The 22,911-nt window shown below is 33.8% G+C and carries 24 protein-coding genes and 1 pseudogene; 11 read left to right on the forward strand and 14 right to left on the reverse strand.

The window, feature by feature from the left end:
• Nucleotides 1-22: 22 nt before the first annotated feature.
• The 8 genes from RT037_RS11270 to RT037_RS11305 all read right to left on the reverse strand — a co-directional run bounded on the left by RT037_RS11270 (nt 23) and on the right by RT037_RS11305 (nt 6,423).
• Nucleotides 23-1,144, reverse strand: coding sequence for a lactonase family protein (locus tag RT037_RS11270; protein ID WP_313031232.1), 1,122 nt, complete (start codon nt 1,142-1,144; stop codon nt 23-25).
• A gap of 20 nt (nt 1,145-1,164) precedes the next feature.
• A complete protein-coding gene (locus RT037_RS11275) occupies nt 1,165-1,722 on the reverse strand; it encodes a hypothetical protein (protein WP_313031234.1) in 558 nt (185 codons plus the stop codon).
• A gap of 124 nt (nt 1,723-1,846) precedes the next feature.
• Nucleotides 1,847-2,575, reverse strand: a complete 729-nt coding sequence (locus RT037_RS11280; RefSeq protein WP_313031237.1) for a DsbA family oxidoreductase — start codon at nt 2,573-2,575, stop codon at nt 1,847-1,849.
• A 54-nt stretch (nt 2,576-2,629) separates the two neighbouring features.
• A complete protein-coding gene (locus tag RT037_RS11285; protein ID WP_313031239.1) occupies nt 2,630-3,238 on the reverse strand; it encodes an HAD family phosphatase in 609 nt (202 codons plus the stop codon).
• Nucleotides 3,239-3,298: 60 nt separating this feature from the next.
• Nucleotides 3,299-3,547 carry a DUF6952 family protein gene (locus RT037_RS11290; protein WP_079667827.1) on the reverse strand — a complete coding sequence of 83 codons (249 nt, stop codon included), beginning with the start codon at nt 3,545-3,547 and terminating at the stop codon, nt 3,299-3,301.
• Nucleotides 3,548-3,687: 140 nt separating this feature from the next.
• Entirely contained in the window at nt 3,688-3,999 is a 312-nt protein-coding gene (locus tag RT037_RS11295; protein ID WP_313031245.1) for a thioredoxin family protein, read from the reverse strand.
• A 100-nt stretch (nt 4,000-4,099) separates the two neighbouring features.
• Nucleotides 4,100-4,732 carry a peroxiredoxin gene (locus tag RT037_RS11300; RefSeq protein ID WP_312323216.1) on the reverse strand — a complete coding sequence of 211 codons (633 nt, stop codon included), beginning with the start codon at nt 4,730-4,732 and terminating at the stop codon, nt 4,100-4,102.
• A 500-nt stretch (nt 4,733-5,232) separates the two neighbouring features.
• Nucleotides 5,233-6,423, reverse strand: coding sequence for a pyridoxal phosphate-dependent aminotransferase (locus RT037_RS11305; RefSeq protein ID WP_313031247.1), 1,191 nt, complete (start codon nt 6,421-6,423; stop codon nt 5,233-5,235).
• Nucleotides 6,424-6,776: 353 nt separating this feature from the next.
• Here RT037_RS11305 and RT037_RS11310 point away from each other — a divergent pair, with 353 nt between their 5' ends.
• Genes RT037_RS11310 through RT037_RS11330 form a run of 5 tightly spaced genes read left to right on the forward strand, consistent with a single transcriptional unit; the run spans nt 6,777 to nt 13,682 of the window.
• Nucleotides 6,777-9,830 (forward strand): Ig-like domain-containing protein, encoded by a 3,054-nt coding sequence (locus RT037_RS11310; protein ID WP_313031248.1) that lies wholly within the window; start codon nt 6,777-6,779, stop codon nt 9,828-9,830.
• Between the two features lie 40 nt (nt 9,831-9,870).
• Complete coding sequence (gene rsmG, locus RT037_RS11315) at nt 9,871-10,500, forward strand: 16S rRNA (guanine(527)-N(7))-methyltransferase RsmG (protein ID WP_313031249.1); 630 nt, start codon at nt 9,871-9,873, stop codon at nt 10,498-10,500.
• Between the two features lie 15 nt (nt 10,501-10,515).
• Nucleotides 10,516-10,668 (forward strand): hypothetical protein, encoded by a 153-nt coding sequence (locus RT037_RS11320; RefSeq protein WP_313031251.1) that lies wholly within the window; start codon nt 10,516-10,518, stop codon nt 10,666-10,668.
• 51 nt (nt 10,669-10,719) lie between these two features.
• Nucleotides 10,720-10,926 carry a hypothetical protein gene (locus RT037_RS11325; protein ID WP_313031252.1) on the forward strand — a complete coding sequence of 69 codons (207 nt, stop codon included), beginning with the start codon at nt 10,720-10,722 and terminating at the stop codon, nt 10,924-10,926.
• Between the two features lie 53 nt (nt 10,927-10,979).
• On the forward strand, nt 10,980-13,682 hold the full coding sequence (locus RT037_RS11330; RefSeq protein WP_313031253.1) for a PD-(D/E)XK nuclease family protein: 2,703 nt from the start codon (nt 10,980-10,982) through the stop codon (nt 13,680-13,682).
• A 59-nt stretch (nt 13,683-13,741) separates the two neighbouring features.
• Here the strand turns inward: RT037_RS11330 and RT037_RS11335 are convergent, their stop codons facing one another.
• Nucleotides 13,742-14,920 carry an acyl-CoA dehydrogenase family protein gene (locus tag RT037_RS11335; RefSeq protein WP_313031254.1) on the reverse strand — a complete coding sequence of 393 codons (1,179 nt, stop codon included), beginning with the start codon at nt 14,918-14,920 and terminating at the stop codon, nt 13,742-13,744.
• 610 nt (nt 14,921-15,530) lie between these two features.
• Here RT037_RS11335 and RT037_RS11340 point away from each other — a divergent pair.
• The 4 genes from RT037_RS11340 to RT037_RS11355 all read left to right on the forward strand — a co-directional run bounded on the left by RT037_RS11340 (nt 15,531) and on the right by RT037_RS11355 (nt 17,871).
• Nucleotides 15,531-15,851, forward strand: a complete 321-nt coding sequence (locus tag RT037_RS11340; RefSeq protein WP_313031256.1) for a hypothetical protein — start codon at nt 15,531-15,533, stop codon at nt 15,849-15,851.
• A complete protein-coding gene (locus RT037_RS11345; protein ID WP_313031258.1) occupies nt 15,841-16,086 on the forward strand; it encodes a hypothetical protein in 246 nt (81 codons plus the stop codon). Before RT037_RS11340 ends, RT037_RS11345 begins: the two co-directional genes overlap by 11 nt.
• Nucleotides 16,087-16,239: 153 nt before the next feature.
• Nucleotides 16,240-17,025: a LexA family transcriptional regulator gene (locus tag RT037_RS11350; protein ID WP_313031259.1), complete on the forward strand. Its 786-nt coding sequence runs from the start codon at nt 16,240-16,242 to the stop codon at nt 17,023-17,025.
• A 111-nt stretch (nt 17,026-17,136) separates the two neighbouring features.
• On the forward strand, nt 17,137-17,871 hold the full coding sequence (locus RT037_RS11355; RefSeq protein ID WP_313031261.1) for a hypothetical protein: 735 nt from the start codon (nt 17,137-17,139) through the stop codon (nt 17,869-17,871).
• On the opposite strand, the pseudogene RT037_RS11360 reads toward RT037_RS11355, so the two are convergent.
• Nucleotides 17,868-18,791 (reverse strand): annotated as a pseudogene (locus RT037_RS11360) (Dyp-type peroxidase). The gene RT037_RS11355 and the pseudogene RT037_RS11360 sit on opposite strands and share 4 nt — an antisense overlap.
• A gap of 176 nt (nt 18,792-18,967) precedes the next feature.
• Here RT037_RS11360 and RT037_RS11365 point away from each other — a divergent pair.
• Nucleotides 18,968-19,327 (forward strand): DUF2200 domain-containing protein, encoded by a 360-nt coding sequence (locus tag RT037_RS11365; RefSeq protein ID WP_312324419.1) that lies wholly within the window; start codon nt 18,968-18,970, stop codon nt 19,325-19,327.
• Nucleotides 19,328-19,613: 286 nt separating this feature from the next.
• Nucleotides 19,614-19,763, forward strand: a complete 150-nt coding sequence (locus RT037_RS11370) for a hypothetical protein (RefSeq protein ID WP_312324417.1) — start codon at nt 19,614-19,616, stop codon at nt 19,761-19,763.
• A gap of 478 nt (nt 19,764-20,241) precedes the next feature.
• Here RT037_RS11370 and RT037_RS11375 read toward each other — a convergent pair whose 3' ends face one another.
• The 4 genes from RT037_RS11375 to RT037_RS11390 form a co-directional block, all read right to left on the reverse strand.
• Nucleotides 20,242-20,730, reverse strand: coding sequence for a hypothetical protein (locus RT037_RS11375; protein ID WP_313031266.1), 489 nt, complete (start codon nt 20,728-20,730; stop codon nt 20,242-20,244).
• Between the two features lie 213 nt (nt 20,731-20,943).
• Nucleotides 20,944-21,537, reverse strand: coding sequence for a hypothetical protein (locus RT037_RS11380; protein WP_312324414.1), 594 nt, complete (start codon nt 21,535-21,537; stop codon nt 20,944-20,946).
• Nucleotides 21,538-21,614: 77 nt separating this feature from the next.
• On the reverse strand, nt 21,615-22,334 hold the full coding sequence (locus tag RT037_RS11385) for a hypothetical protein (protein WP_313031268.1): 720 nt from the start codon (nt 22,332-22,334) through the stop codon (nt 21,615-21,617).
• Between the two features lie 81 nt (nt 22,335-22,415).
• The gene (locus RT037_RS11390) at nt 22,416-22,871 is read right to left on the reverse strand and encodes a hypothetical protein (protein WP_313031273.1); all 456 of its coding nucleotides are present in this window, start codon (nt 22,869-22,871) and stop codon (nt 22,416-22,418) included.
• Nucleotides 22,872-22,911 lie beyond the last annotated feature (40 nt).

The raw sequence follows: 22,911 nt of genomic DNA on the forward strand, positions 1-22,911 counted from the left end.
GTTAATCAAAAAAGGATAATGTTTAATAATAAGTTTTAATCTGCACGCACGACACATTTTTCAGCCCTTTTACTTTTGATACTTTCTGTAATAAACCAGTTTCTTTATTTCTTTTAAAAACAGTTGCATTACTAGTTTGGACATTTGTTGCTATTAGAAAATCCCCTGTTTCATCAATTGCCAAAATTCTTGGATGCTTTCCATAAGTTGATTGATAGCCTACATTTTTTAATTTTCCATCTTCGTTAATTGAAAAAATGGCAATATTGTTTTCTGTACCACGATTGGTGGCATATAGAAATTTACCATCAGGCGAAATATGAATATCTGAGCTTTCGAAATCGCCTTCTTGGTTTTCCGGATGTGTGAAGATCCTCTGTAGAGTTTTTAATTGACCATTTTGATATTCATAAACGCTTACAGCACCACCCATTTCTTCAATGCAATACGCATATTTTCCATTGGGATGAAATGTAAAATGCCTTGGACCACTTCCTAAAACTGATGCACTAAAGCTAGGTTCAGCTTCTGATAATGGCTCTTTTTTATCACTATCAAATTTAAAAATTCTAATTTTATCAGCTCCTAAATCAGGCATAAAAACATAATTAAAATTCGGTGAAAAAACCGTTGAATGAATATGCGAGCGATCTTGACGTTTTGGATTAACACTTCCTTCTGAGAACTGAAAATTTTGAGCATACGGACCAATGACTCCAGCATCAGAAATAGGGTAAACAGACGCACTTCCTTCTGTATAATTAGTATTGACAAGCCATTTACCGTTTTTGTGAACTGTTAAATAAACGGGATTTTCGCCACCGCTTTTTTGTAAATTGATAAAGCTTAAAGATTTATTTTCTGGATTAAATTCGAAACTGCTTACCGAACCGTCATATTGAGTTTTGGTGTCTGTACAAGCAAAAACAAATTTTCCATCTGGAGATAATGTGAGGTAAGATGGGTTTTTAATGTCTTTGGTGGTGGTTACTTTTTTGAGTTTTCCTGTTTTGGTATTAAGCTCATATACGTAGATTCCGGGTTTGGTTTTATCCCAATTATAAGAGCCAAAAAATACAAAAGTCTTCTGTGCAAAAAGCGTTGTTGCAATTAGCACGCTAAAAAGGAGTGACAGTTTTTTCAAGGAAGTTGGGATTTAAAATTTTAATTAAGTTTTTCTGAAACTGATTTTAACATCTTTATTAAGTCATTAAGTTCATTTTTTGAAAATTCAATTAAAAACTTTTGATTAAAACTCGCTGGGTAATCGATATAATTAATCCAAACATTATTTTTTTCATTATAGACAGCACCGAATTCAAGATTGCTTCTTGTCTCAAATTTATACTTTCTTTCGATTCCGTTTGTTTTCTCATTTTCTTTTTGTGATAGGACTTGTAATGCATCAATCAATTTGGAAAGTTCGGTTTTATCCACAGTTAATGTCTTTTTAGAAATCGTATCGTAGGTTTCAAATTCGGTTGAAATACCTAGATATTTTTCGGAAGTTGAAGTTGTTAAATCCGTAGTTGTTATTACTTGAAAATTTAGATTTTTAAATTTCGAAATCTGAATAATCTGTTTCTCTATCAAAGTTGATTTCTTTGAGTTGTTTAATAAAGTTTCGTACGTTGTATTATTATGCCTGATTGATGGTGGTGTATTTTGAGCCAATGTAAGCGATGAAAGTATTAATGCAAAAGGTATAATGTTCTTATTCATATCAATAGTTATGTTGGAACTACTAAAATATTCTATTTGAACGAAATTAGAAATAATACACTTAATATTTTAACAAAAAAACCTCCAAAAATGTTGGAGGTTTTTTTATATTTTATGGATTAATTTAATCGCAATTTCCATTGATATCGCAACTTGCGGTATCATTAGATTCCAAAGTTGTAAAACCCGAATCTTTATTAAAATCAGCATAAGATTGCTTAAGCGCATCTAGAAAATGATGAACTGGCTGCGCACCTTTTACCGCATATTTTCTGTTAAATACAAAAAACGGAACTGAGTCAACACCTAGATCAGAAGCTTCTGCGATGTCATCTTTGGCATATTTTAGAAACTCATCTTGTTGAAGTGCCTGGTTAACATCGTCAATTGACAATCCGATTTGTTGCCCCAAATCGAGTAGAGTAGCATCATCTGCTAAATCTTTTCCATCGGTGAAATGCGCTTTAAAGAAAACCTCTTCGGCTTGATCGCCCCATCCTTTCTCTTTTGCAAACTGAATAATTCTGTGCGCTTTAATAGAATTTGCAAGTAATTGCGTTTCAAAATCAAAATCTAATCCTGCATTTTTTGCCATTCCAGTTACATTTTCGAACATCACATTAACATCGTTAATGTTCATCCCTTTGCGGTTAGCGATGTATTCTGCCATCGTCGTTCGGATTTTAACTTCCTCTGGAATTGTCGGATCTAGTTGGAAAGATTTCCATTCGACCTCAACCTGATCTTTGTGATCAAATTGCGCTAGAGCAGCCTCGAAATGTCTTTTTCCGATATAACAAAAAGGACACATGATGTCGCTCCAGATTTCTATTTTCATTTTATTTGAATTCATATTTTTTATATTTTATTAAAACTAAAACTTATACAAAGTTGCGACAATTAAAGTTTAAAACTCATATCCTAGGTTATGAAGTTCGTTTGCCAAGTCTGTTTCTGGCGTCACATGAATTGTAGTAAAACCTAAAGATTCCGCTGTTTTGATATTGTCAATATTATCATCGATAAAAACAGATTCTTCCGCTTTTAGATCATAACGTTTCAACAAAACATGAAAGATTTTTGGATCAGGTTTTGTTAATTTCTCCTCTCCTGAAACAACGATTTTCCCTTCAAATAATTTGAAAAAATCATAGTTTTCCAAGGCATAAGGAAAAGTTTCTGCAGACCAATTGGTCAATCCGTACAAAGGATATTTACCTTCTAACTGACGTAGCACAGCTACATTTTGAGGTATTTCTCCTCGCAACATTGTTGTCCAGTTATCATAATAAGCGCGGATATCTTTTTCGAAAAGAGGATGTTCTTTAACCAATTTTTCGGTGCCACGTTCGAGGGTTCTGCCACGGTCTTGTTCTAGGTTCCAAGCGTTGGTTGCAATATTTTTCAGAAAAAAATCCATGTCTGCTTCGTTGTCGAAGTGTGTTTCGAAATAATACCGCGGATCCCAATCCATCAGCACACCACCGAAATCGAATATTATATTTTTAAGTTTCATGTATGCAAAGTATAAAAAAGACCGTTAAAAACGGTCTTCAGTACGATAAAAAATCGCTAATTATTTATCAATAGAACCCATTACTTTTTGAGCAAAAGCGTTAAGGGCGTCTTTTTCGGATAATCCGTTGCTAACTTCGTTGTGTACTTCCAAAGCACCGCAGATATTGGTTATCATCTCACCAACAACATCCAATTCTTCTTCTTTCACACTACGGAATTCGCAGAAGCTTTCCAAAACTTCCAAAGCCGTGTTAAGTTGCTCCGGTGTTTGTGTTTGATAAAACTGTCTTATGATCGGTAATTTCATGTCTTACTTTTTTGGTTTAGAAACTTTTATTTAAAACTAATTAGTTCTCAATGATACTTTTTTCATTTTTCATAAACTTGAAAAACACCCGAACTTTAAAATCTTAGTTAAGGTTTCAGATTATTAAAATCGAAAAGCTATTAAGCCTTCAATTCTTCGAATAACGAGTTCAAGCTATCCACTTGATTGGTTTGCACTTGGTTTTTCAAAGTGCCATTTTCGAAAGCCGCAAAAGTTGGTAGGTTATCTACGTTTGCCATTTTTCTACTTTCAGGAAGTTTTTCCGCATCTACATAATAGAAAGGAATATCTTCATTTTCAGAAGCCAATTTTTTGAATTTAGGCTTCATAATTCTACAATTTCCACACCAAGAAGCGCCGTATTGCACCATCACTTTTGGGTTTTCACTTAGGATTTGTTGTAGGTTATCTTCTTTTAATTCTAAAAACATTTTCTTGGATTTTGGGTGTTAAAACTGTGATAATTTGTAAATAATCATCTTCAGTCCCCCTCAGCATTACAAATTATCACATTAGATTATTTTAGGACAATTAGTGTTTTGCTAAGTATTCTGCAGTCGAAGTTCTGTCAGCCTTCATAGCATCTTTACCTTCTTCCCAGTTAGCTGGACAAACTTCTCCGTGTTTTTGTACGTGCGTGTAAGCATCAATAAGTCTTAGGAATTCGCTTACGTTTCTACCAAGAGGCATATCGTTAACCGCTTCGTGGAAGATTTTTCCAGTCTCGTCGATTAGGTAAGTCGCTCTGTAAGTTACGTTAGATCCTGTGTAGATTTCGTTACCTTCATCATCAAAATCGATATCTTGGTCAACAATACCTAATAGGTTAGATAGGTGTCTGTGTGTATCCGCTAGGATAGGATAAGTTACACCTTCGATACCACCGTTATCTTTTGGTGTGTTCAACCATGCGAAGTGTACTTCGTTAGTATCGCAAGACGCACCAATTACAATTGTATTTCTTTTTTTGAACTCTTCCAAAGCATCTTGAAAAGCGTGTAATTCTGTAGGACATACAAAAGTGAAATCTTTTGGATACCAGAATAATAATACTTTTTGTTGATTTTTGATAGCTTCATCAAGAATGTTAATTCTTAAGTTATCACCCATTTCGCTAATTGCATCGATTGTTACATTTGGGAATTGTCTTCCTACTAATGACATAATTTTATATTTTTAAAGTTAAACTCTTGTTTATAATTTTGTAGTACAAAGGTAATAAGATTTTGTGAATTAAAAAATTAAAATCAATTTATAAAATCTATCACTCCAAATTTTAAATTATTCTAAATTATTTGGGCGCTTTAACCGGCTTTCACTACTCGCTTTTTTGCAGGATGACTGAGCGGAGCCGAAGCAACCTTGCAAAAAGAGCTCAAACATGCCGCTCAATCCGGAGCGCTTTGACTATCTTTTTGTTATATAAATTTACAACTTAAACAAAAGAAAACCAAGCTTATACAACTTGGTCTTCTATGATATTTGTTAGGTTGTTTTAAGCATTAAAACATTTAAAAATTTAAGGATTAAAAAATTGAATCATTTATAAAATCAAAATGCGATTAGATTAATCAAAAATCGTAAATCCAAAATCATAAATTAAAAAAAATCATAATTTATAATTCCTTAATCTTTCAAGCTTTTAATCTTTCAATAATCAACAACTACAAATCTTTAACAAACTCTTTTATTCTTCGCATCGCTTCGATAAGATCAGCTTCAGAGGTTGCATACGAGAATCTAATACAATTAGGATTCCCGAACGATGTGCCACCAATACAACCAACATGAGCATGTTCTAAAAGGCACATTGCAAAATCGTCAGCATCTTTTATTAATGTTCCTTCAATAGTTTTCCCAATGAAATAAGAAATATCTGGGAAGAAGTAGAATGCGCTTTTCGGAAGATTACATTTGAAGCCATTGATGTCTTTCATAAGATCGTACACCAAATCACGACGTTTGTGGAAAGCTTCAATCATATAATTAAAATCAGATTTTGGCATTTCCAGAGCAGTAATCGAAGCACGTTGTGCCACGGTATTTGCGCCGCTCGTCATTTGACCTTGGATTTTATCACAAGCTTTCGCCAACCATTCTGGACACGCCGAATAACCGATTCTCCAACCAGTCATCGCAAAAGCTTTACTCATCCCGTTGATGACCGCTGTTTGCTCATAGACTTCAGAAAATTCCGCAATCGAAGTATGCTTTCCAGTATAATTAATGTATTCGTAGATTTCGTCAGAGATTATCGTGATTTGCGGATATTTTGCAACAACCGCTGCAATCGCTTTTAGCTCATCATAAGTATAAAAACTTCCCGACGGATTACATGGCGAACTATAAAGAATAGCTTTTGTTTTTGGCGTGATGGCTTGTTCTAATTGTTCAGCCGTCATTTTAAACTCGGTGTCGATGCTGGTTTCGATAAAGACAGATTTTCCGCCCATCATTTTTACCATTTCATCATAACTTACCCAGTATGGCGCTGGCAAAATTACTTCATCACCATCATTAATTATAGAAGCCAAAACATTAATTATCGATTGCTTAGCACCATTAGAAACGCAAATTTGTGTTGGTTTATAATCGAGATTATTATCTCTTTTTAGTTTGTTAGCGACGGCTTGTCTCAACTCCAAAAATCCAGGAACAGGCGAGTAGTGGCTGTAGTTTTCATTAATAGCGTCAAACGCCGCTTGTTTTATTTTTTCGGGAACGTCAAAATCGGGTTCTCCAAGTGTAAGACTGATAACATCTATACCATTAGCTTTCATTTCTCGCACTTTATTACTCATTACAAAAGTTTGAGAATAGCTTAATCTATTAAGACGGTCAGAATATTTTTCCATGATAATATTAATTAGCGGACAAAGATAATGCTAAATATAATATGATTTTTCTCATTTGTTTATTTGTTGAATATTTGTCAAAGCCTGTGTTAATGCAGGTTTTGATAAATGAGTTGTTTTTTTAATCGTTTTTTAATAATACGACAATATGTGAGTTTTCTTTATAAATTATCGATCTAATTAATCTGAACCATTACATTTTAATAGGTTCAATTAATAAAATATTATATTATGTTTAAATATAAGTAAAAAACTATATTATTTAACAAATGTTAATTTAAAGAAATAATTTCTATTTTTGCAGCCCAATTTTAGATAACTAATAATTGCATAAAAAATAAATTTTATTTCTAATGAAAAAAATCGCACTTTTTGTTAATGTTATTGCAGTTAATTTTCTATTTGCTCAATCATCATTGGTGTTATGGAACAATAAAAACTTAACACCAAATACAAAAAACAATTTAATTTCAGCCGAAAACTTAACATCAACAGTTACATTGTCCGCAGACAAAGACAATCAAACTTTTTTTAATACCGAAAATTGGCCAACGCCTAATTATAATAATCAATCAGAAAAAACACTTGATCCTAACAAGTATTTACAGTTTGTTGTTAAACCAAAAATTGGTAATCAAATTAATATTTCAAAAATAGATTTAGATTACAGAATGCAAGGCAATTCGGCAAAAATGGAGGTTCGATATTCTTTAGATCCTAATTTTTCTAATTATAAAGTTCTTCTTGAAGACCAAAATATCTCTGGCAACAATTGGCAAAAACTGTCTTTAACAGATTTTTCACAATTGCCATCTCAAACAATATTATCTGGAAAAGCGTTGTACATCCGCATCTATATTTACCAGACGAATAACAGATTTCAAATTCGTTATACCGAAAATACTGCAGATGGTCCTACAATCTACGGTACAGCTTCCGCACAAGTGCCTACTGTACCTATTCCGGCTAACGATAATGTGACAACGACAAAAAACAACGACGTGACTATCGATGCGATGAGTAATGATTTTTATCAAACTACAGCTGTTCTCAGTATTGCAAAATCACCTCTACATGGCGCATTAACAGTTAATAAAGATCAAACCATTACATACACACCAGAAGAATCTTATGTCGGGAAAGATAGTTTTTACTATATACTACAAGACTCAACGGGGACTTCCAATCAAGCTCGAGTTGATATTGATGTAACGCAAGAGAAAAATATTTCTTTGATCCAATGGGATAATACGGATTTATCTGCGCATTCTTTAAATTCTAATGTATCAGGAAATCCTGTTAAATCGGTCGGTTTAACTCTGAATGGCGGCACTTGGAGCGAACCTTTTTTCATGATTTCAAATCTTCCTAAACCTAATCAAGCAATTGATTTTAGTAAATATGTTGAGTTTAATATAGAAGCTATCAATAAGCAAATTGATTTAAAAACATTTGATCTAGAATATCAAGCTAACGGCGGTTCGGGATTTTTCAAAATACAATATTCTAAAGATCAAAACTTCAAAAATGGAGTTCAGGATTTAACAGGAGAAATTGCTTATTCTAATAAATGGACGACATCGAGTTTTAGTTTTGGAGCTGACAATATTCTTTTGCCAGGCGAGAAGCTATATATCCGACTTTATCCATATAAAAGTTACAACGATCTTTTAATAAGATTATCAAAAAATCCTTTATATGGTCCAGCTATTAAGGGGATTCTTAGTAATTACAATAAAACAAATTGGGTAAAACTACCCAGCCCACACTGGGATAACGGCGTACCAAACTTGTTGAAATCTGCGACAATTATTGCTGATTATGATACTAGCTCATATGGTTCGATAGAAGCTTCTAATTTGACGGTCAATGCTTCAGCAAAATTAAAAATCAATAATGATGACTATATAAAAATAGCCAACAGTATAACCAATCTAGGTAGTGCGGAAAATATAGTAATGGAGACTGATGCTAATATTTTACAAATTAATAATGCTCCTAATATTGGAAATATTATAGTGAAACGTACAACAAAGCTTCCCAAAATGGGATATAATTATTGGTCAGCGCCTGTTACTGGACAAAACTTATATCAATTTTCAGACGGGTACAATCAAGCTATAAATCCGGCTAATCCTCAAGGGACACCTTGGAATCGTTTTTATGTTTATAATGAAGCAACGGACTATTTCGTTAATGCAGTTGCTAATGAAATTAAACTCGATGTTAATTCAGAGTTTCAAAAATCGCGAGGTTATGCTATACGTGGTAAAAATAGCTTCCCAACTGTGTTAACGCCTGACTCACCAGTTGTTGAATTTAAATTTACCGGTATTCCTAACAATGGGAATATCGAGTCATTTATTTTGAAATATACAAATGATAGCCATGGTTTCAACATGGTGGGTAATCCTTATCCATCTAATATTGATCTTGATAAATTTTTCTTTGAGAATATAGATCTTATTCAGCCCATTGTTTATTTATGGACAAATAATGATATGAGTATGCTAACACAACAAGGTGCCAACTATAACGGAAATAATTATGCGATCTATAACAGAATGGGAGGGATTCCTGCAACTTACAAAGGTCTTAACAGAAATATTCCACGAGCATCACTAAAAGCAACACAAGGCTTTATTGTTCAAGCAAAACCGACAGGGAAAAACAAAGCCTTACGTTTTACAAATGCTATGAGAACTAGCGAAGATGGAATTTTTTTCAACTATAAAGTAAGTGACAAGAATCGTTATTGGTTAAATCTAAAATCGGATATGGATATTAATAATGACATATTAATCGGTTATATGGATGATGCTACCAACGATTTTGATGAAGATCTTGATACAGAATTATTATCCATTGGTGATGATGCAATTTGGTCAGATCTTAACAATAAAAAATTAGGTATACAAGCGAGAAGCTGGGCTTCAGACGCATCAGATGTTGTAAAGCTTGGCGTCAAAATCTCACAAACAGGCAATTATACAATCTCTTTAGGTGACATGGAAGGTATTTTTGCAAACGGTCAATCTATCTATATTAAAGATAAAAGTAACTCAAATATTATAGACTTAACACAACAAAGCTATAGTTTCTATGCTGAAAAAGGAAGCAATGACAATCGTTTCGAAATCGTCTATAAAAAACCAGAAATTACGTTAACAACATCTGAAGAGAAAAAAGAAATCCAAATCTATAAAGCGCAAAATGCATTTGTTGTTTCTTCTAAAACTGATTTTATTGAGAATATTGAAATCTATGACATGTTAGGCCGTATGATCTATCAAGCACAACCAAATCATAAAACCGTAGAAATTGAAACAAGTAAATTGACGAAAGGCATGTTTATAATGAAGATTAAAACTAAAACTTTCGACTTTACTAAGAAAATCATCAATTAATTTGATTACAGAATTAATAAAGTTTTCCTAATTTCGCAGCATGTCTTTAGAACTTATTTTAAAATACTTTCCGAACATCACGGAAATCCAAAAAGAGCAATTCGCAAAACTAGAAGACCTCTATAACGAATGGAATGAGAAAATAAATGTTATCTCACGAAAAGATATGGAAAGTCTTTATGAGAAGCATATTCTGCATTCTTTAGGAATTGCAAAAATTATGGATTTCGCACCAGGCACCAAGGTTTTGGATATTGGTACTGGTGGCGGTTTTCCAGGTATTCCGTTGGCGATTTTGTATCCAGAAACGCAGTTCACCTTAATTGATAGTATCGGTAAAAAAATTACTGTCGTGCAAGCTGTTGCGGATGGCGTTGGATTGACCAATGTTACAGCAATCCATGGTCGTGCGGAAAAAGTAAAAGACAAATTCCATTTTGTGGTAAGTCGCGCTGTGACGCAGATGCCAGTTTTTCTTCGTTGGTTGCATGGTAAGTTTGAGAAAGAACAATTCAACGCAAAACATAATGGGATTTTATATCTAAAAGGTGGTGATTTAGGCGAAGAATTGGCGGGTATCAAATGCGAACTTTTTCAATTGAAAAACTTCTTTGAAGAAGATTTTTTCGAAACCAAAAAAGTTGTGTATATTTCTAAAGGAAATGTTTAACCTAAAAATACCGCTATGAAAAATTTTACAAAATTTGGAATTGCTGTCTTAGGTATCATGTTTTTGCAGTCTTGTAACAACGATGCCTACGAGCTAAAAAGCTATGAAGAACGAAAAATTGACAGCGTTAAGATTGATAACGACACGATGACTGTGTTTAATATGTAGCCGATAAAAGTATTTTCAACCTATAATAAAGAGTGCGAAGGCTTTTATGGTATGGATTATATCCCAAAAGATTCTATAAGAACGGTCGTTAATTATGCCTACAAAAATAATCAAACTTGTCAATCTGGGACTTATCGCGCATTTAACTTAATCCGTTTTGAACCTCAAAAAACTGGAACTTACTATTTTAAGTTTTGGCAAGGCAAAGACGCAAGTGGTAACAATATTTGGTTAGAAAAACAAATCGTTGTTGAGTAGCTTTTACATAAAAATTTAACTAAATTGAGACCTTATTATTAAGGTCTTTTTTTATGAAGTTTCTTGAGAGAATTGTTGAAGATTTATTATCAAAATTTTCAGATTTATCTAATCTAAATATCATCCTTCCTGGCAAGCGCCCTTTGGTTTTCATCAGTAAAATCTTAAAGCAAAAAGCCTATTCTGGCATGTTGCCGCAGTTTTTAACCATCGAAGATCTTATTCAAGACTTGGCTAGCAAGCAGCATTTGCAAGGTGTTGCTTTACATTTGTTTGCTTATCGAGTTTATCAAAAAGTAGATAATTCAGAGGACTTTGGAGGTTTTTTAAAGTGGTTTCCGACCTTGCAAAAAGACTGGGATGACATACTAAAATTCACAGATAATGATGAGAAGGTATTGCAATGGATGTTGGACGAAGAACGTATCAAAAACTGGGGCGAAGATCTAGGCGAAGAAGATAACGCCCGCAAAAGAAACCTTAATTTCTGGCGCAAAATAAACGAATTTCTTCCACTTCTTAAACAAGAATTAAATGCTAAAAACTGGGCAACTTCAGGAATGATACACGTTGCGGCGCGTGACAAAATCGAAAACTTCGCAAAAGATACCAATTCGCAATTTGTGTTTTGTGGCTTCAATGCCTTTACTCCGATAGAAGAAAGTTTGGTCAAAAACCTTTTGCATTGGGACAAAGCGATATGTTACTTCCAAGCCGATAGATATTATATTGATGATACGAGACAAGAAGCTGGTAAGTTTTTGAGAGAACATCTCAAATGGAAAGAATTCAATGATCATCGTGGTTTTAATTGGATAGAAGATGATTTCCGACAAGAAAAAAACATCAATGTGTACGAAGTTTCTGGGAATGTCGTACAGACCAAAGTGCTTCCAACGATTTTTGCGAATATTCCAACCGAAGATATTTCTAAAACTGCCGTTGTTTTATTGGACGAAAACCTTTTACCAGCGAGTCTTGACGCTTTGACAATGGTCCCGAATCTGAATATTACAATGGGATTTCCGTTGAAGAATATGTCGTTTAGTAACGCCATTAAAAAGCTATTTTATCTTCAAAAACAATTAGAGAAAAAGTCGAGTTCTTACTATTATGCTGATGTATTCCCGATTTTGCAAGAGCTTCCGAATTCTGACGATGACCAAAAGATTGTTAACGAATTTATCAGCAATATCGAAAGTCGAAACATTGTTTACATTTCCGCTAAGATGTTCGATGAATTGCTTGGAAAACTAAGCTATTTTTCGTTATTAAAATATCCGAAAGATGTTATTAAATATTTGGATGATTTAATCCATTTTTGCATCGATATAAAATTCCGAATTACAGATGACGACATTCTTTATGAGAATATCAGCCATTTCGAAACCACTTTTAAAATCTTAAAAAATCAACTTCAACCTTACAAGATTCCTATTAAAATTGAGACTCTGGAAGTGCTTATCAACCAATTGGTTAATTCGGAAGTGATAGACTTTCAAGGAGAACCTTTAGCAGGTTTGCAAGTTATGGGACTTTTGGAAAGCCGACTTCTTAATTTTGAAAATATCATTTTGCTTTCCGTTAACGAAGGGAAATTACCTTTAGGAAACACTCAAAATACCTATTTACCGTTTGATGTTCGAAAGAATTTTGGATTAAATACATTCCTTGAAAATGATAGTATTTATGCTTATCACTTTTATCGTTTAATTCAAGATTCCAAGAATGTACATTTATTGTTTAATGCATTAAGTTCTGGCGTCAACACTGGCGAAAAGAGTCGTTTCATTACTCAAATCGAAATGGAGAGCCAACACAAGATCAATCATATTGTAGTTGACAACGCATCCGAACCGATTATTCAAGAATTGATGACCATTGAGAAAACTGAATCCGTTCTCGCTAAATTGCAAGAATGGAAAAAGTCGGTGTCTGCATCACATCTTACAAGTTATCTTTATAATCCGATTGATTTTTATCTTCGATATGTCCTTAAAGTCCGAGATACCGACGAAATAGAAGAGGAACTTTCGGTGCGTAACTACGGGAATCTTGTGCATTTTGCTGTTCAATATTTATATGAAGATTTAAAAAATAAAATCTTGACTTTGGAGGATTTCAAAGTGTTAAAAGATAGGGTAGAAGCGTCTATAGTCCATGCCATCGAAACACTAAATCATCAAAAAGAATTCTATGATCGCGGCATGAACTATGTGCATCGTCAAATTGCAGAACGTGTGATTAGAAGCATTCTTCAATACGATGAAGATTTGGTAAAAAATGGATCGTCTTTAGAGATTTTAGAACTCGAAAAGAATGTAAAAGCTGAGTTTTTCATTGATGAGGAGAAAACAGATTCTGTTATGTTTAACGGATTTGTGGATAGGATAGACCGTCTGGACGGCGTTATCAGGATTATCGATTACAAAACCGCGAAGACTAAAAAGCTTCAAATAAAATCAAATTCTAAAAAAGATAGGGAAGAGCAACTCGAAACTTTGTTCTATAACGAAGATTACAAACAAGCTTTGCAATTATCGATTTACAAATATGTGCTTCAACAAGATGAAGACTACAACCGAAATCCGTTAGAGTCGGGGATTTGGTCGTTTGCAGAAGTTAACAAAGGTGTTGCCACTTTGGATGTTGTTGATTTTGACGACTCCGAAATCGAGTTTGCAATTGCTTCATTAATCAATCTGATCCTAGATCCAAATGTTCCTTTTGAAGAGAAGGAACAAGTGAGTTGGTAAAAGAAACCGCCTTTTCAATCAAATAGAAAAGGCAGTTTTTATTTTAAATTTATGATACTTTAAAAAGCATTAATCCCTGTAATATCCAATCCAGTGATTAGTAAATGGATGTCGTGCGTACCTTCGTAAGTGATAACAGACTCTAGGTTGGCAGCGTGACGCATCATCGGGAATTCTCCCATAATGCCCATTCCGCCAAGGATTTGACGAGATTCTCTAGCGATATCGATTGCCATTCTTACGTTGTTACGCTTAGCCATCGATATTTGAGCAGGAGAGGCCTTATGATCATTTTTAAGCTTTCCTAACTGTAAACACAGCAATTGTGCTTTTGTGATTTCTGTTAAATATTCAGCCAATTTCTTTTGTTGCAATTGGAAAGATGCAATTGGTTTTCCGAATTGTTTACGCTCTTTAGCATATTGGACTGCCGTACAATAACAGTCGATTGCAGCACCAATAACACCCCAAGAGATACCATAACGTGCTGAATTAAGGCAAGATAAAGGGCCTTTAAGACCTTCAACACCTGGAAGGAGATTCTCTTTCGGAATCTTAACATTATCAAACACCAACTCACCAGTTTTTGATGCACGTAGAGACCATTTATCAGTCGTTTCTGGTGTTGTAAAACCTTCCATACCACGTTCTACAATGACACCTCGTACTTTACCAGCTTCATTTTTTGCCCATACCACAGCGATGTCACAAAGTGGCGCATTGGTAATCCACATTTTAGCACCGTTTAACAAGAAATGGTCGCCCATATCTTTAATAGTTGTTTCCATAGAACCAGGATCAGAACCATGGTTAGGCTCTGTCAATCCAAAACTACCGATCATGTCACCAGCAGCTAATTTTGGAAGATATTTTCTTTTTTGTTCTTCAGAACCGAATTCATTAATTGGGAACATAACCAATGAAGATTGCACAGACGCCGCAGAACGTACTGCTGAATCGCCACGCTCAAGCTCTTGCATGATAAGTCCATAAGATATTTGATCCAATCCAGCGCCACCATATTCTTCAGGAATATATGGGCCTAGAGCGCCGATGCTTCCTAATTCTTTCATCAAGTTAGGAATATCGCGATGTTCTTGAGCAGCTTTGTCAATTTGTGGCATGACAAAACTTTCAACCCAATCTCTAACAGATTGTCTAATAAGTTTGTGTTCGTCGCTTAAAAGCTCATCCATCATATAATAATCAGGAATGCTTGAAAGTGGATAATATGACATATTTTGTAGTTTTGGTTAATAAAATAAATGTTTCCCGAAAATAGGCTTTTATTAGCAATCCAAAAAATTATTTATTAATTTTAGATTAAATAAGTACAATTTGCTGATGTATCGGCTAATCAATAACTATGTAATTAAATGTTAAAGATGATAATAAGAATTAAAATAGAGCATTTATAGTACTATACCGTGTTCTGAAATAAATACAATTTAACATAATATAAATTATAGGCGTAATATCGGTTTGTGAAATAGGAGCTCGTTACATATGTAAATCATTTAAAATCGTCGCTATTTAAGTACAAAATAATATGGCCACACAATTAGCAAAAGCTGAAACGGAATCCTAAACCATAAATAGCTCAAACCTTTGACATCAAAATCTGGAAACATAATTTCAGTTTTATAAGGAACACATCTGGCAACATCATCGCCATGGCTATGGTGTACATAAATGAAGATTTTTTTCAACAAAGTAATTCATATTACTTAGAGCAATTAGATCACTACCAAAACGGAAGAAAAATGTTGCATAACATTGTATTACATATTTCTAGTTAATATAAATTCTATAAGACTTTGTAATATCTTTACAAAACAATTTGTATTGATGAAAAAAATATTTGCTGTGACATTTCTTTCTTTGGGATTAATTGCGAGTGCGCAAGTTTTATTCAATTCTCAGCCAGTTAACAAAAAACCTTGGACGAAAGATTATAAAGAAAGTCGTAAAGTTATCACTGGTCAATTGACCCCTGAAGAATATACAAAAACTAAAACCGAAATTGATAAACAGCTCAACCTAACTATTCCAGATAACCAGAATATTTATCTTAAATATTATCAGGCTGCTTCCAACTGTTCTATTATTGATTTGTCTAAAAAGAAGCAGCTGACTTACTATTCTAACATTGTTAATCATGTCAACTAAATTTCTAAAAAAGCTAAACGCTGTTAGTTTTTCGATTTATAATGATAACAGTTTTCATGCAGATTATTTTAAAGAAAACAAAAAATACATTAAGGATTCAGGATTTTTTAAAGAGAATATTTTCAAACTAAGTGAGAGTTGCGAAGCCTCATTTATTCTAAAACCCAACGGTGCATTTCAGATTAATTACGGAACCGATGCCGCAGATCCTGATATCAATTTTTTACAACTTTAGAAAAAGTCAATACATTTTATAAAATTACTTCTATCTTAAAATACCGAACTAAAATAGGTGCCTAATAAATTTATTTTTCACCCCAAAATTTAACAATCTGAAAGTTATCAATTGTATCATTTTTAATTATATTTGTTGGTATAAATAATAACAATGTCAATTTTATCAGAAAACATTCGCTTTTTAAGAGTCCGACAAAAATACTCGCAGCAGAAGTTAGCAGACTCCTTGTTTATCACGCGCGTTCGATATGCAAAATACGAAGATGGCACCTCGGAGCCTCCGATAGAATTGCTACTTCGGATTTCTAAATACTTCCAAATTAGTATCGATCTTTTGGTGTCTGTTGATATTAGAAAGTATCCTTTGGAGAAAATGCTCAACTTGCCAGACAATCGTATTTTGATCCCAATTGCAGTTGATGTTGCAGGAAATAACCAAATCGAAATTATCCCTCAAAAAGCATCAATGGGTTATCTCAACGGTTATAGCGATCCAGAATATATCGAGGGTCTCCAGACCATATCTCTACCCTTTCTTAGAAACGGAAAATACCGTGCTTTCCCAGCAAGTGGCGACTCGATGCCTCCATATAAAGACGGTACCTACATCGTCGGCAAATATGTCGAAAACCTTTCCGATCTCAAAATTGATAAAACCTATGTCTTTATAACCACTAATGATGGTATACTTTATAAGCGCTTTCAGTTTAATGAAGCCAATTTCATTTGTGTTAAATCAGACAATAACTTCTACGAGCCACTACAAATCCCGCTAACGGATGTTAGGGAAATTTGGGAGTTTGCCTGTTCTATCTCTACACAAGAGTTTGATGCAGACGAGTTTTCTGGACAAAATGTTAAAGATCTCTTTTTGGAATTAAAACAAGATATTAAAGACATGAAAACGAAGTTGCCATCAGGAAAAACTGCTAAATAATAGATTGATAATTTTTTCTTTATCTTGTAACTCAACATTATACAACAACAATAAGAAATCCTCCTGTCAAGACTCATACTACTCTTTCTTTTTCTTAAAACTTCAATTATATTGGCTTGCAATTGTGTACCGACTTCTTTTGACCAAAACTACACAGATGCAAAATCTGTTGCAGTGGTCAAAGTTTTAGAAACCAAAAATATTGAAAGTACTGATAGTTTTAGACGTTATATTGCTAAAGTTGAAACAATTAAAACTTATAAAGGCCTTCCAACATCTGAGATAAAATTATTAGGTTCGGTAGAATATGCTTATTCTGGGGCTTGTGAAATTAGTGTAAAGCCTGGCGAAGTGTTACTAATAATGAGTAATTCTTTAGATTATAAAGTTAGCGCATTCAGTTCTTGTAGTAGTATGTTTAGAATTGATCCTGATCTAAAATCCAAAACTAATTACAGTCTAACCTACTACACCAATTACTTTTCTGTTTTGGATAAAGTTAAAGCAATGAATTTGCCTTATGAATTCAGTCTTTGGCGAAATGGGATAATTCTCGATGATGAAGCTAAAACAATTACCAACTATTTTAATGCTTTAAAGCTTTCCAAAAACAAAAATAGATTTGGTGTTTTCCTATTTTATTTAGATAAAAATGGTGTTACAAAAACGATCGATGTCGTTTATCTGAAACAAAAAAAACTTGATCCAAAAATAATTGAGCAAATGAAAAAAAGTATCTTGATTTACGATGAAAACGAAACGCCAGCTAATAAAAAGTATCTTGTTTTTATTGATTTTAATAAAGATTTAACTGCAGAGATTAATGGTTTCCAGCAACTCCCCTAACCTGCAAAATCGTTAAGCATATCAATACTTGGTACAAAATACAAAGTCCCCGTTTTTGCAGTGCTAAAATCTAAAATCCTGTCATAATTCCCCTTTGGCTTTCCTACAAACATTCTAGTCAACATCTCTGTAACGGTGCTAAAACTACTGGCATAGGCGATAAAGTAAGTCCCCATTTCGTTATTGGCAACATTCCCGAACGGCATATTATCGCGCACAATCTTCTTATCATCACCAACATTAGCCAAAGCCGAATGCGAGTTGCTAGGTTTAACATCATCAGTCATTTCGATGTCTTGTTGCTTAGATCTACCAATAACTTTCTCTTGTTCCGCCACCGGCAAAGCACGCCAAGCAGACATATCGTGGATATATTTCTGTACAAAAAGATAGCTACATCCTTCATAGGCTTTATCCTCTTTACCGATAAGTCCAAAGTGTGCACGCTTCTCACCTTGCGGATTTTCGGTGCCATCTACAAAGCCCAAAATACTACGGCCATCCCAATATCGGAAACCATGCACTTCCTCAATACAATCTGCAACAGGTGTTAAGAAATCTGACAGAATAGTCGCCATGTCGATACAATAGCTGTACATCTCACTTCGGATATGGAAATGTAGAACATCAACCGTCGCCACCGCAGTATGCTTCTCTCCCACTATGGCTTCAAAATCATCTAACTCTTTAGGAGGTGGCGTCGTTAGACCAAGTCAATCCCAAGCTTTTCGGCTAATCCCCATCACGATATTAGATGTCGCATTTGGGAATCTAGAAGCTGCCGAGTTGTCCAGATTAACAATTAATGCACAAATTCTTTGGAAAACCTCATCAACTTTATCACTTGTTGAGAATTTCCATACCATAAATAATGTATTCTTATTTGGCGAATCAAGGACATCTTGGGTCTGTGCACTCATGCTTTTGTATTTGTAACCAAATATACTAAAACAATCGTTTTTAAACTAAATTCTAAAACTATTAATTAGGCTTAAATGGCAGTAAAACCAAGAGTCTGCTTATTTTTTGTCATTAAAACAAAAATGATTTGAGTATTTTAATTAACTTCGTTAAAAGCTTAATACTGGATGCTAGAATGAACGATAAAAATAACGAACGCGTTTTCAAAATGTCATTTGCCAGTGTATATCCACACTATATCACCAAGGTCGAAAAGAAAAACCGTAGCATCGAAGATCTTCATCAAGTTATTTTTTGGTTAACGGGTTACAACGATGACCAACTTAAAAACATTATAGAAGACAAAACCAACTTACGTGACTTTTTTGATAAGGCACCAGAGCTTAATCCCAATGTAGGTTTGATAAAAGGTGTTATCTGCGGTTATCGTGTCGAAGATATAGAAAACCCGCTGATGCAGAAGATACGTTACCTTGACAAATTGGTGGACGAATTGGCTAAAGGAAAAAACATGGACAAAATATTGAGAAGTTAAATACATTTTAAATCTCGAGTTTAAGTGAGAAAACTGAGACTTTACACACAACAATAAACTAAAAAAAAATATGAAAAGAGTTACAGGTATTGGATGATTATTCTTCAAATGCAAAGATCCAGAAGCGGTCAAAGATTGGCACCAAAAACATCTAGGTTTCCCATTTAACCAATGGGGATGCATTTTCGAGTACGATCCCAAAGCCGAAGCTGCAAAAGCAGGCGCGATACAATGGAGTCCCTTCAAGGACGATACACAATACTTCTCCCCTCCGGACAAGCCCTATATGTTCAACTATACCGTGGGCGATTTGGTGGAAGAACTAAAAAAAGAAGTTGTAACCATCCTGGACGACATCGCCGAATATGAATATGGCAAATTTGTACACATCCTCGATTGCGAAAACAACAAAATGGAACTCTGGGAACCTGCCTAGCTAGACCTCACAAAAGACGTTATTAGATTATCAATTAGTCTATATAATACAAAAGAGACAAATACTTTGCTACTAGTAATAGATTTTGTCTCTTTTCTGTTTTAAATAACCTGAATTCGGGATAAGAAAATTAACGTCAGTTCGAGTGTTTTTTCGCAATGAAATGGAGGAAAAATGTATCGAGAACTTCCAGCAAATCTTCTCTATACAATCTTCTACAGATTTTTATTTTAAAGTTTTCAGGAAAAAGCTGTATCGGCTGAATACTAAGCCTTTATAAAGATTATCAAGATTGTCAGGTAACGATTTTGTAACGGTGCTTAATGCTTTGTTTTTCAACGTATTTCCGTTCGCTTATATCAAATATACAAAATTTCTTATTGCATAAATTCTATTTAATGAAAATAGAAAATCAGGTATTTAATTTCTACAAAAAATGTTCTTATACTATGTTATTTTTTGAACTCCCTATACTGAATCAGAAATTACATTCAACATCATAACCTGCTTTTGTAAGTGCTTTTTTTATTTTTTTCATAAACCGAACAGGATAATTTTCGCGATTGATCTCAGTGAAAAAGTAATGGGTGTTTCCTCTTGTTGTACGTACCACAGCTCCGTTTGAATCATAGTCTGTTTTAGTTTCGATAACATCTTTGTTTAGCGTGTAAAAATAAACGTTCTGATCCTTATCAAACAACACAATCTTATCTAATAGAACTTGCCGACTAACAATCGTTTTTTCGCCTTTAATGTTCGTTAATAACGTAAAACCAAAGTGCAGTACATTGTTTTCATCAATCTGGAATGGTTCTGTGACAGTAAACTTTTTTCTGCCTGTTTCATCATAAAATTTAGTGTATTCTCTTTGCAGCTGCTTGTTGAGGAGCTTTACAATTTTTCCGTTTTGGGCAAATATGAGATTTCCCGTAAGAAATAGCAACACCACTAAAAAAGATTTTTTCATTATTCCTCGCTTTGATTGATTCACACTTGTTTCTATTAAAACTTAATCAAAATTAGGAGGTTGGAGATTTTTGTCTGCTCTCGTTATTGTTAAGGTAATTTTATCGTTTTTTACTGCCAAACTTGTTTGTAATGTAAATGTCTTATTTAAATTATCTGACCAACTTACCGTAGTTGTTGAATTAACTGGATTGTTTTGTTTGGCATTTTGCAATTAACCCATCATCTGTATTGCAGATGAAATCTCTTGGTCGCTCAACTTTGGATTTGATGCTTTTACAAGTTTTACCAAATCTTCCTGACTCATACTCTGCATAACATTCATCGCTTCTACATATCCCGCATCAGCTTTGCTTGATTTGTATGACAAAGGTTTTAAATTGAATAAGTTATCATAAAACTTGATTTCATCTAAAATTTTCTGTTGGTATTCCTGCAATTTTTCGGGACTGAATGAAGAAGAATATGTAAAAACCTGCTCGAGCTCCATTACTCTTAATTTTAATCCTTTATTACTTATTGTAACATAATATTCAGAATTTGCTCCAGCATTTTCCATTCTATATATAACAATAGCCTGACTTTTCTTATCATTATTGATTCCAATATATGAATGATGTTTCAATTTGAATTTTGGAAACAGCTTTTTAAATTCATAATATTTCATTCCTCCCTTGTAACCGTTTATCAAACTGTAATTAAGTAGGTTGCTTAAATCTTCGGGATATGATTTACTAAAGTATTCGTTCATTTTATTTTCTACTAAATCCAGTTGAAAATCGACATCTTTATATTTATACGCAAACAATCTATCAGATTTTGAACTTTGTAATCTACTTTTGGCATTTTCACTGAATGCTTTTGATTCTTTTTTATCGGTACTTGTTATTGCACCCCTGCCGCAAACGCACCTAATCCTGTTGAGTTGGGATTGTTCAGCAACTCTCCTGCTGCCGAATATCCTAAATTTGGCATTTGAGTTTTTAATTCCAAATGCGTTGCTGCCAATTTTTTCAGGTTGGCTAATTTTATATTATATTCATTGTTAATATCTTCTTCGGATTGATATTCTCTGTCTGACATCGTAGCGTTTTCTTGCATAAGTTTTTCTACTTTATCCAAATCTTTTTGAAGCTGTTCTCCTGTTTTATTGATGGCATTCAGGTTTTCCATCGTACTTATTGCACTATTTACCTCATTTGCAAAATCTTGAATATCGATCATTGTTTGCGATTGTTGGGCAGCACTATTTTCGGCAATTGTTTTATTTTCACTACCATTTTTTTGTTGTCCAAATTTTGGCGTTTTAGTCAATAATTCGAGACAACAAATAGGGTCGCCCATTAATTTTATATTTTGCTTAGTTGCATCAATAGCGTTTTGAACTTCAAACTTGTCGTTTTTATACAGTCCGTTTTCAGCAATGCAAAATAAGTTGGCCAACCATGCACAATGTGAACAAGCCTGTGTATCTCCTGTACGGGTTAATTCTGCATACTTTTTCATTGTTGCATTTTCTGCTTCCGAACACTGAGCATTCATGTTACAGTTAGTTGTTATAAAAATCACAAGCAACCAATTAATTTTATATATCATTGTCTTCATAGTAAAGTTTTTAAATGTTGCTAGTTGTCTTTTAATAATTCCTAATATTAAAATGCTGTGTTATTTTACCATTTGGTTTATTTAGATGGTATTATTCTGATCATTGTAAACAGCAGAATAAATTCCGGCAACTGTTTTTCCTGCTGCTACTGGATCCATAGTGGACGGCAATTTTCCTTTAAACTCAACCATTACAAAAAAAACAACAGATTTTGAATTTGGAATATCCCATTTTATTATATTGCCATTATCATCGCTTACAATGGTCCAGCTCATTGCCAGACCTAAAAATGATCCTGAATAATCTGCATTGAAAGTTGCATTCCAGTTTTCATCGAATAATCCTTTATAAGATCCAACTAAATAACTATTCAAATCACTTTTTGCAACACTATGAATAAAGCATTTTCCGTTTTTGATTTGATTTGCATCAGTTATCAAAACCAGGGCTTTAGAATAACCACCAACCGTTTCATCATAATATGTTTTTACACCATCTGTAGGAAGCCTGCCAGGTGTATGTGTAAGTCTCCCCAAACGTTGGACAGAATTATACCCTCATTTTGTATTGTAAAAC

Origin of the sequence: Soonwooa sp., assembly GCF_032062245.1 — a bacterium.
Lineage (GTDB): Bacteria > Bacteroidota > Bacteroidia > Flavobacteriales > Weeksellaceae > Soonwooa.

What these genes read in the sequence shown, in the direction of transcription:
- RT037_RS11345 (WP_313031258.1), top strand. Translation starts at nt 15,841, where the DNA reads ATGTCAACTAAATTTCTAAAAAAGCTAAACGCTGTTAGTTTTTCGATT.
- RT037_RS11275 (WP_313031234.1), bottom strand. Translation starts at nt 1,722, where the DNA reads ATGAATAAGAACATTATACCTTTTGCATTAATACTTTCATCGCTTACA.
- RT037_RS11335 (WP_313031254.1), bottom strand. Translation starts at nt 14,920, where the DNA reads ATGTCATATTATCCACTTTCAAGCATTCCTGATTATTATATGATGGAT.
- RT037_RS11340 (WP_313031256.1), top strand. Translation starts at nt 15,531, where the DNA reads ATGAAAAAAATATTTGCTGTGACATTTCTTTCTTTGGGATTAATTGCG.
- rsmG (WP_313031249.1), top strand. Translation starts at nt 9,871, where the DNA reads ATGTCTTTAGAACTTATTTTAAAATACTTTCCGAACATCACGGAAATC.
- RT037_RS11385 (WP_313031268.1), bottom strand. Translation starts at nt 22,334, where the DNA reads ATGAAGACAATGATATATAAAATTAATTGGTTGCTTGTGATTTTTATA.
- RT037_RS11350 (WP_313031259.1), top strand. Translation starts at nt 16,240, where the DNA reads ATGTCAATTTTATCAGAAAACATTCGCTTTTTAAGAGTCCGACAAAAA.
- RT037_RS11375 (WP_313031266.1), bottom strand. Translation starts at nt 20,730, where the DNA reads ATGAAAAAATCTTTTTTAGTGGTGTTGCTATTTCTTACGGGAAATCTC.
- RT037_RS11325 (WP_313031252.1), top strand. Translation starts at nt 10,720, where the DNA reads ATGGATTATATCCCAAAAGATTCTATAAGAACGGTCGTTAATTATGCC.
- RT037_RS11310 (WP_313031248.1), top strand. Translation starts at nt 6,777, where the DNA reads ATGAAAAAAATCGCACTTTTTGTTAATGTTATTGCAGTTAATTTTCTA.
- RT037_RS11320 (WP_313031251.1), top strand. Translation starts at nt 10,516, where the DNA reads ATGAAAAATTTTACAAAATTTGGAATTGCTGTCTTAGGTATCATGTTT.
- RT037_RS11290 (WP_079667827.1), bottom strand. Translation starts at nt 3,547, where the DNA reads ATGAAATTACCGATCATAAGACAGTTTTATCAAACACAAACACCGGAG.
- RT037_RS11365 (WP_312324419.1), top strand. Translation starts at nt 18,968, where the DNA reads ATGAACGATAAAAATAACGAACGCGTTTTCAAAATGTCATTTGCCAGT.
- RT037_RS11305 (WP_313031247.1), bottom strand. Translation starts at nt 6,423, where the DNA reads ATGGAAAAATATTCTGACCGTCTTAATAGATTAAGCTATTCTCAAACT.
- RT037_RS11285 (WP_313031239.1), bottom strand. Translation starts at nt 3,238, where the DNA reads ATGAAACTTAAAAATATAATATTCGATTTCGGTGGTGTGCTGATGGAT.
- RT037_RS11280 (WP_313031237.1), bottom strand. Translation starts at nt 2,575, where the DNA reads ATGAATTCAAATAAAATGAAAATAGAAATCTGGAGCGACATCATGTGT.
- RT037_RS11300 (WP_312323216.1), bottom strand. Translation starts at nt 4,732, where the DNA reads ATGTCATTAGTAGGAAGACAATTCCCAAATGTAACAATCGATGCAATT.
- RT037_RS11330 (WP_313031253.1), top strand. Translation starts at nt 10,980, where the DNA reads ATGAAGTTTCTTGAGAGAATTGTTGAAGATTTATTATCAAAATTTTCA.
- RT037_RS11370 (WP_312324417.1), top strand. Translation starts at nt 19,614, where the DNA reads ATGTTCAACTATACCGTGGGCGATTTGGTGGAAGAACTAAAAAAAGAA.
- RT037_RS11295 (WP_313031245.1), bottom strand. Translation starts at nt 3,999, where the DNA reads ATGTTTTTAGAATTAAAAGAAGATAACCTACAACAAATCCTAAGTGAA.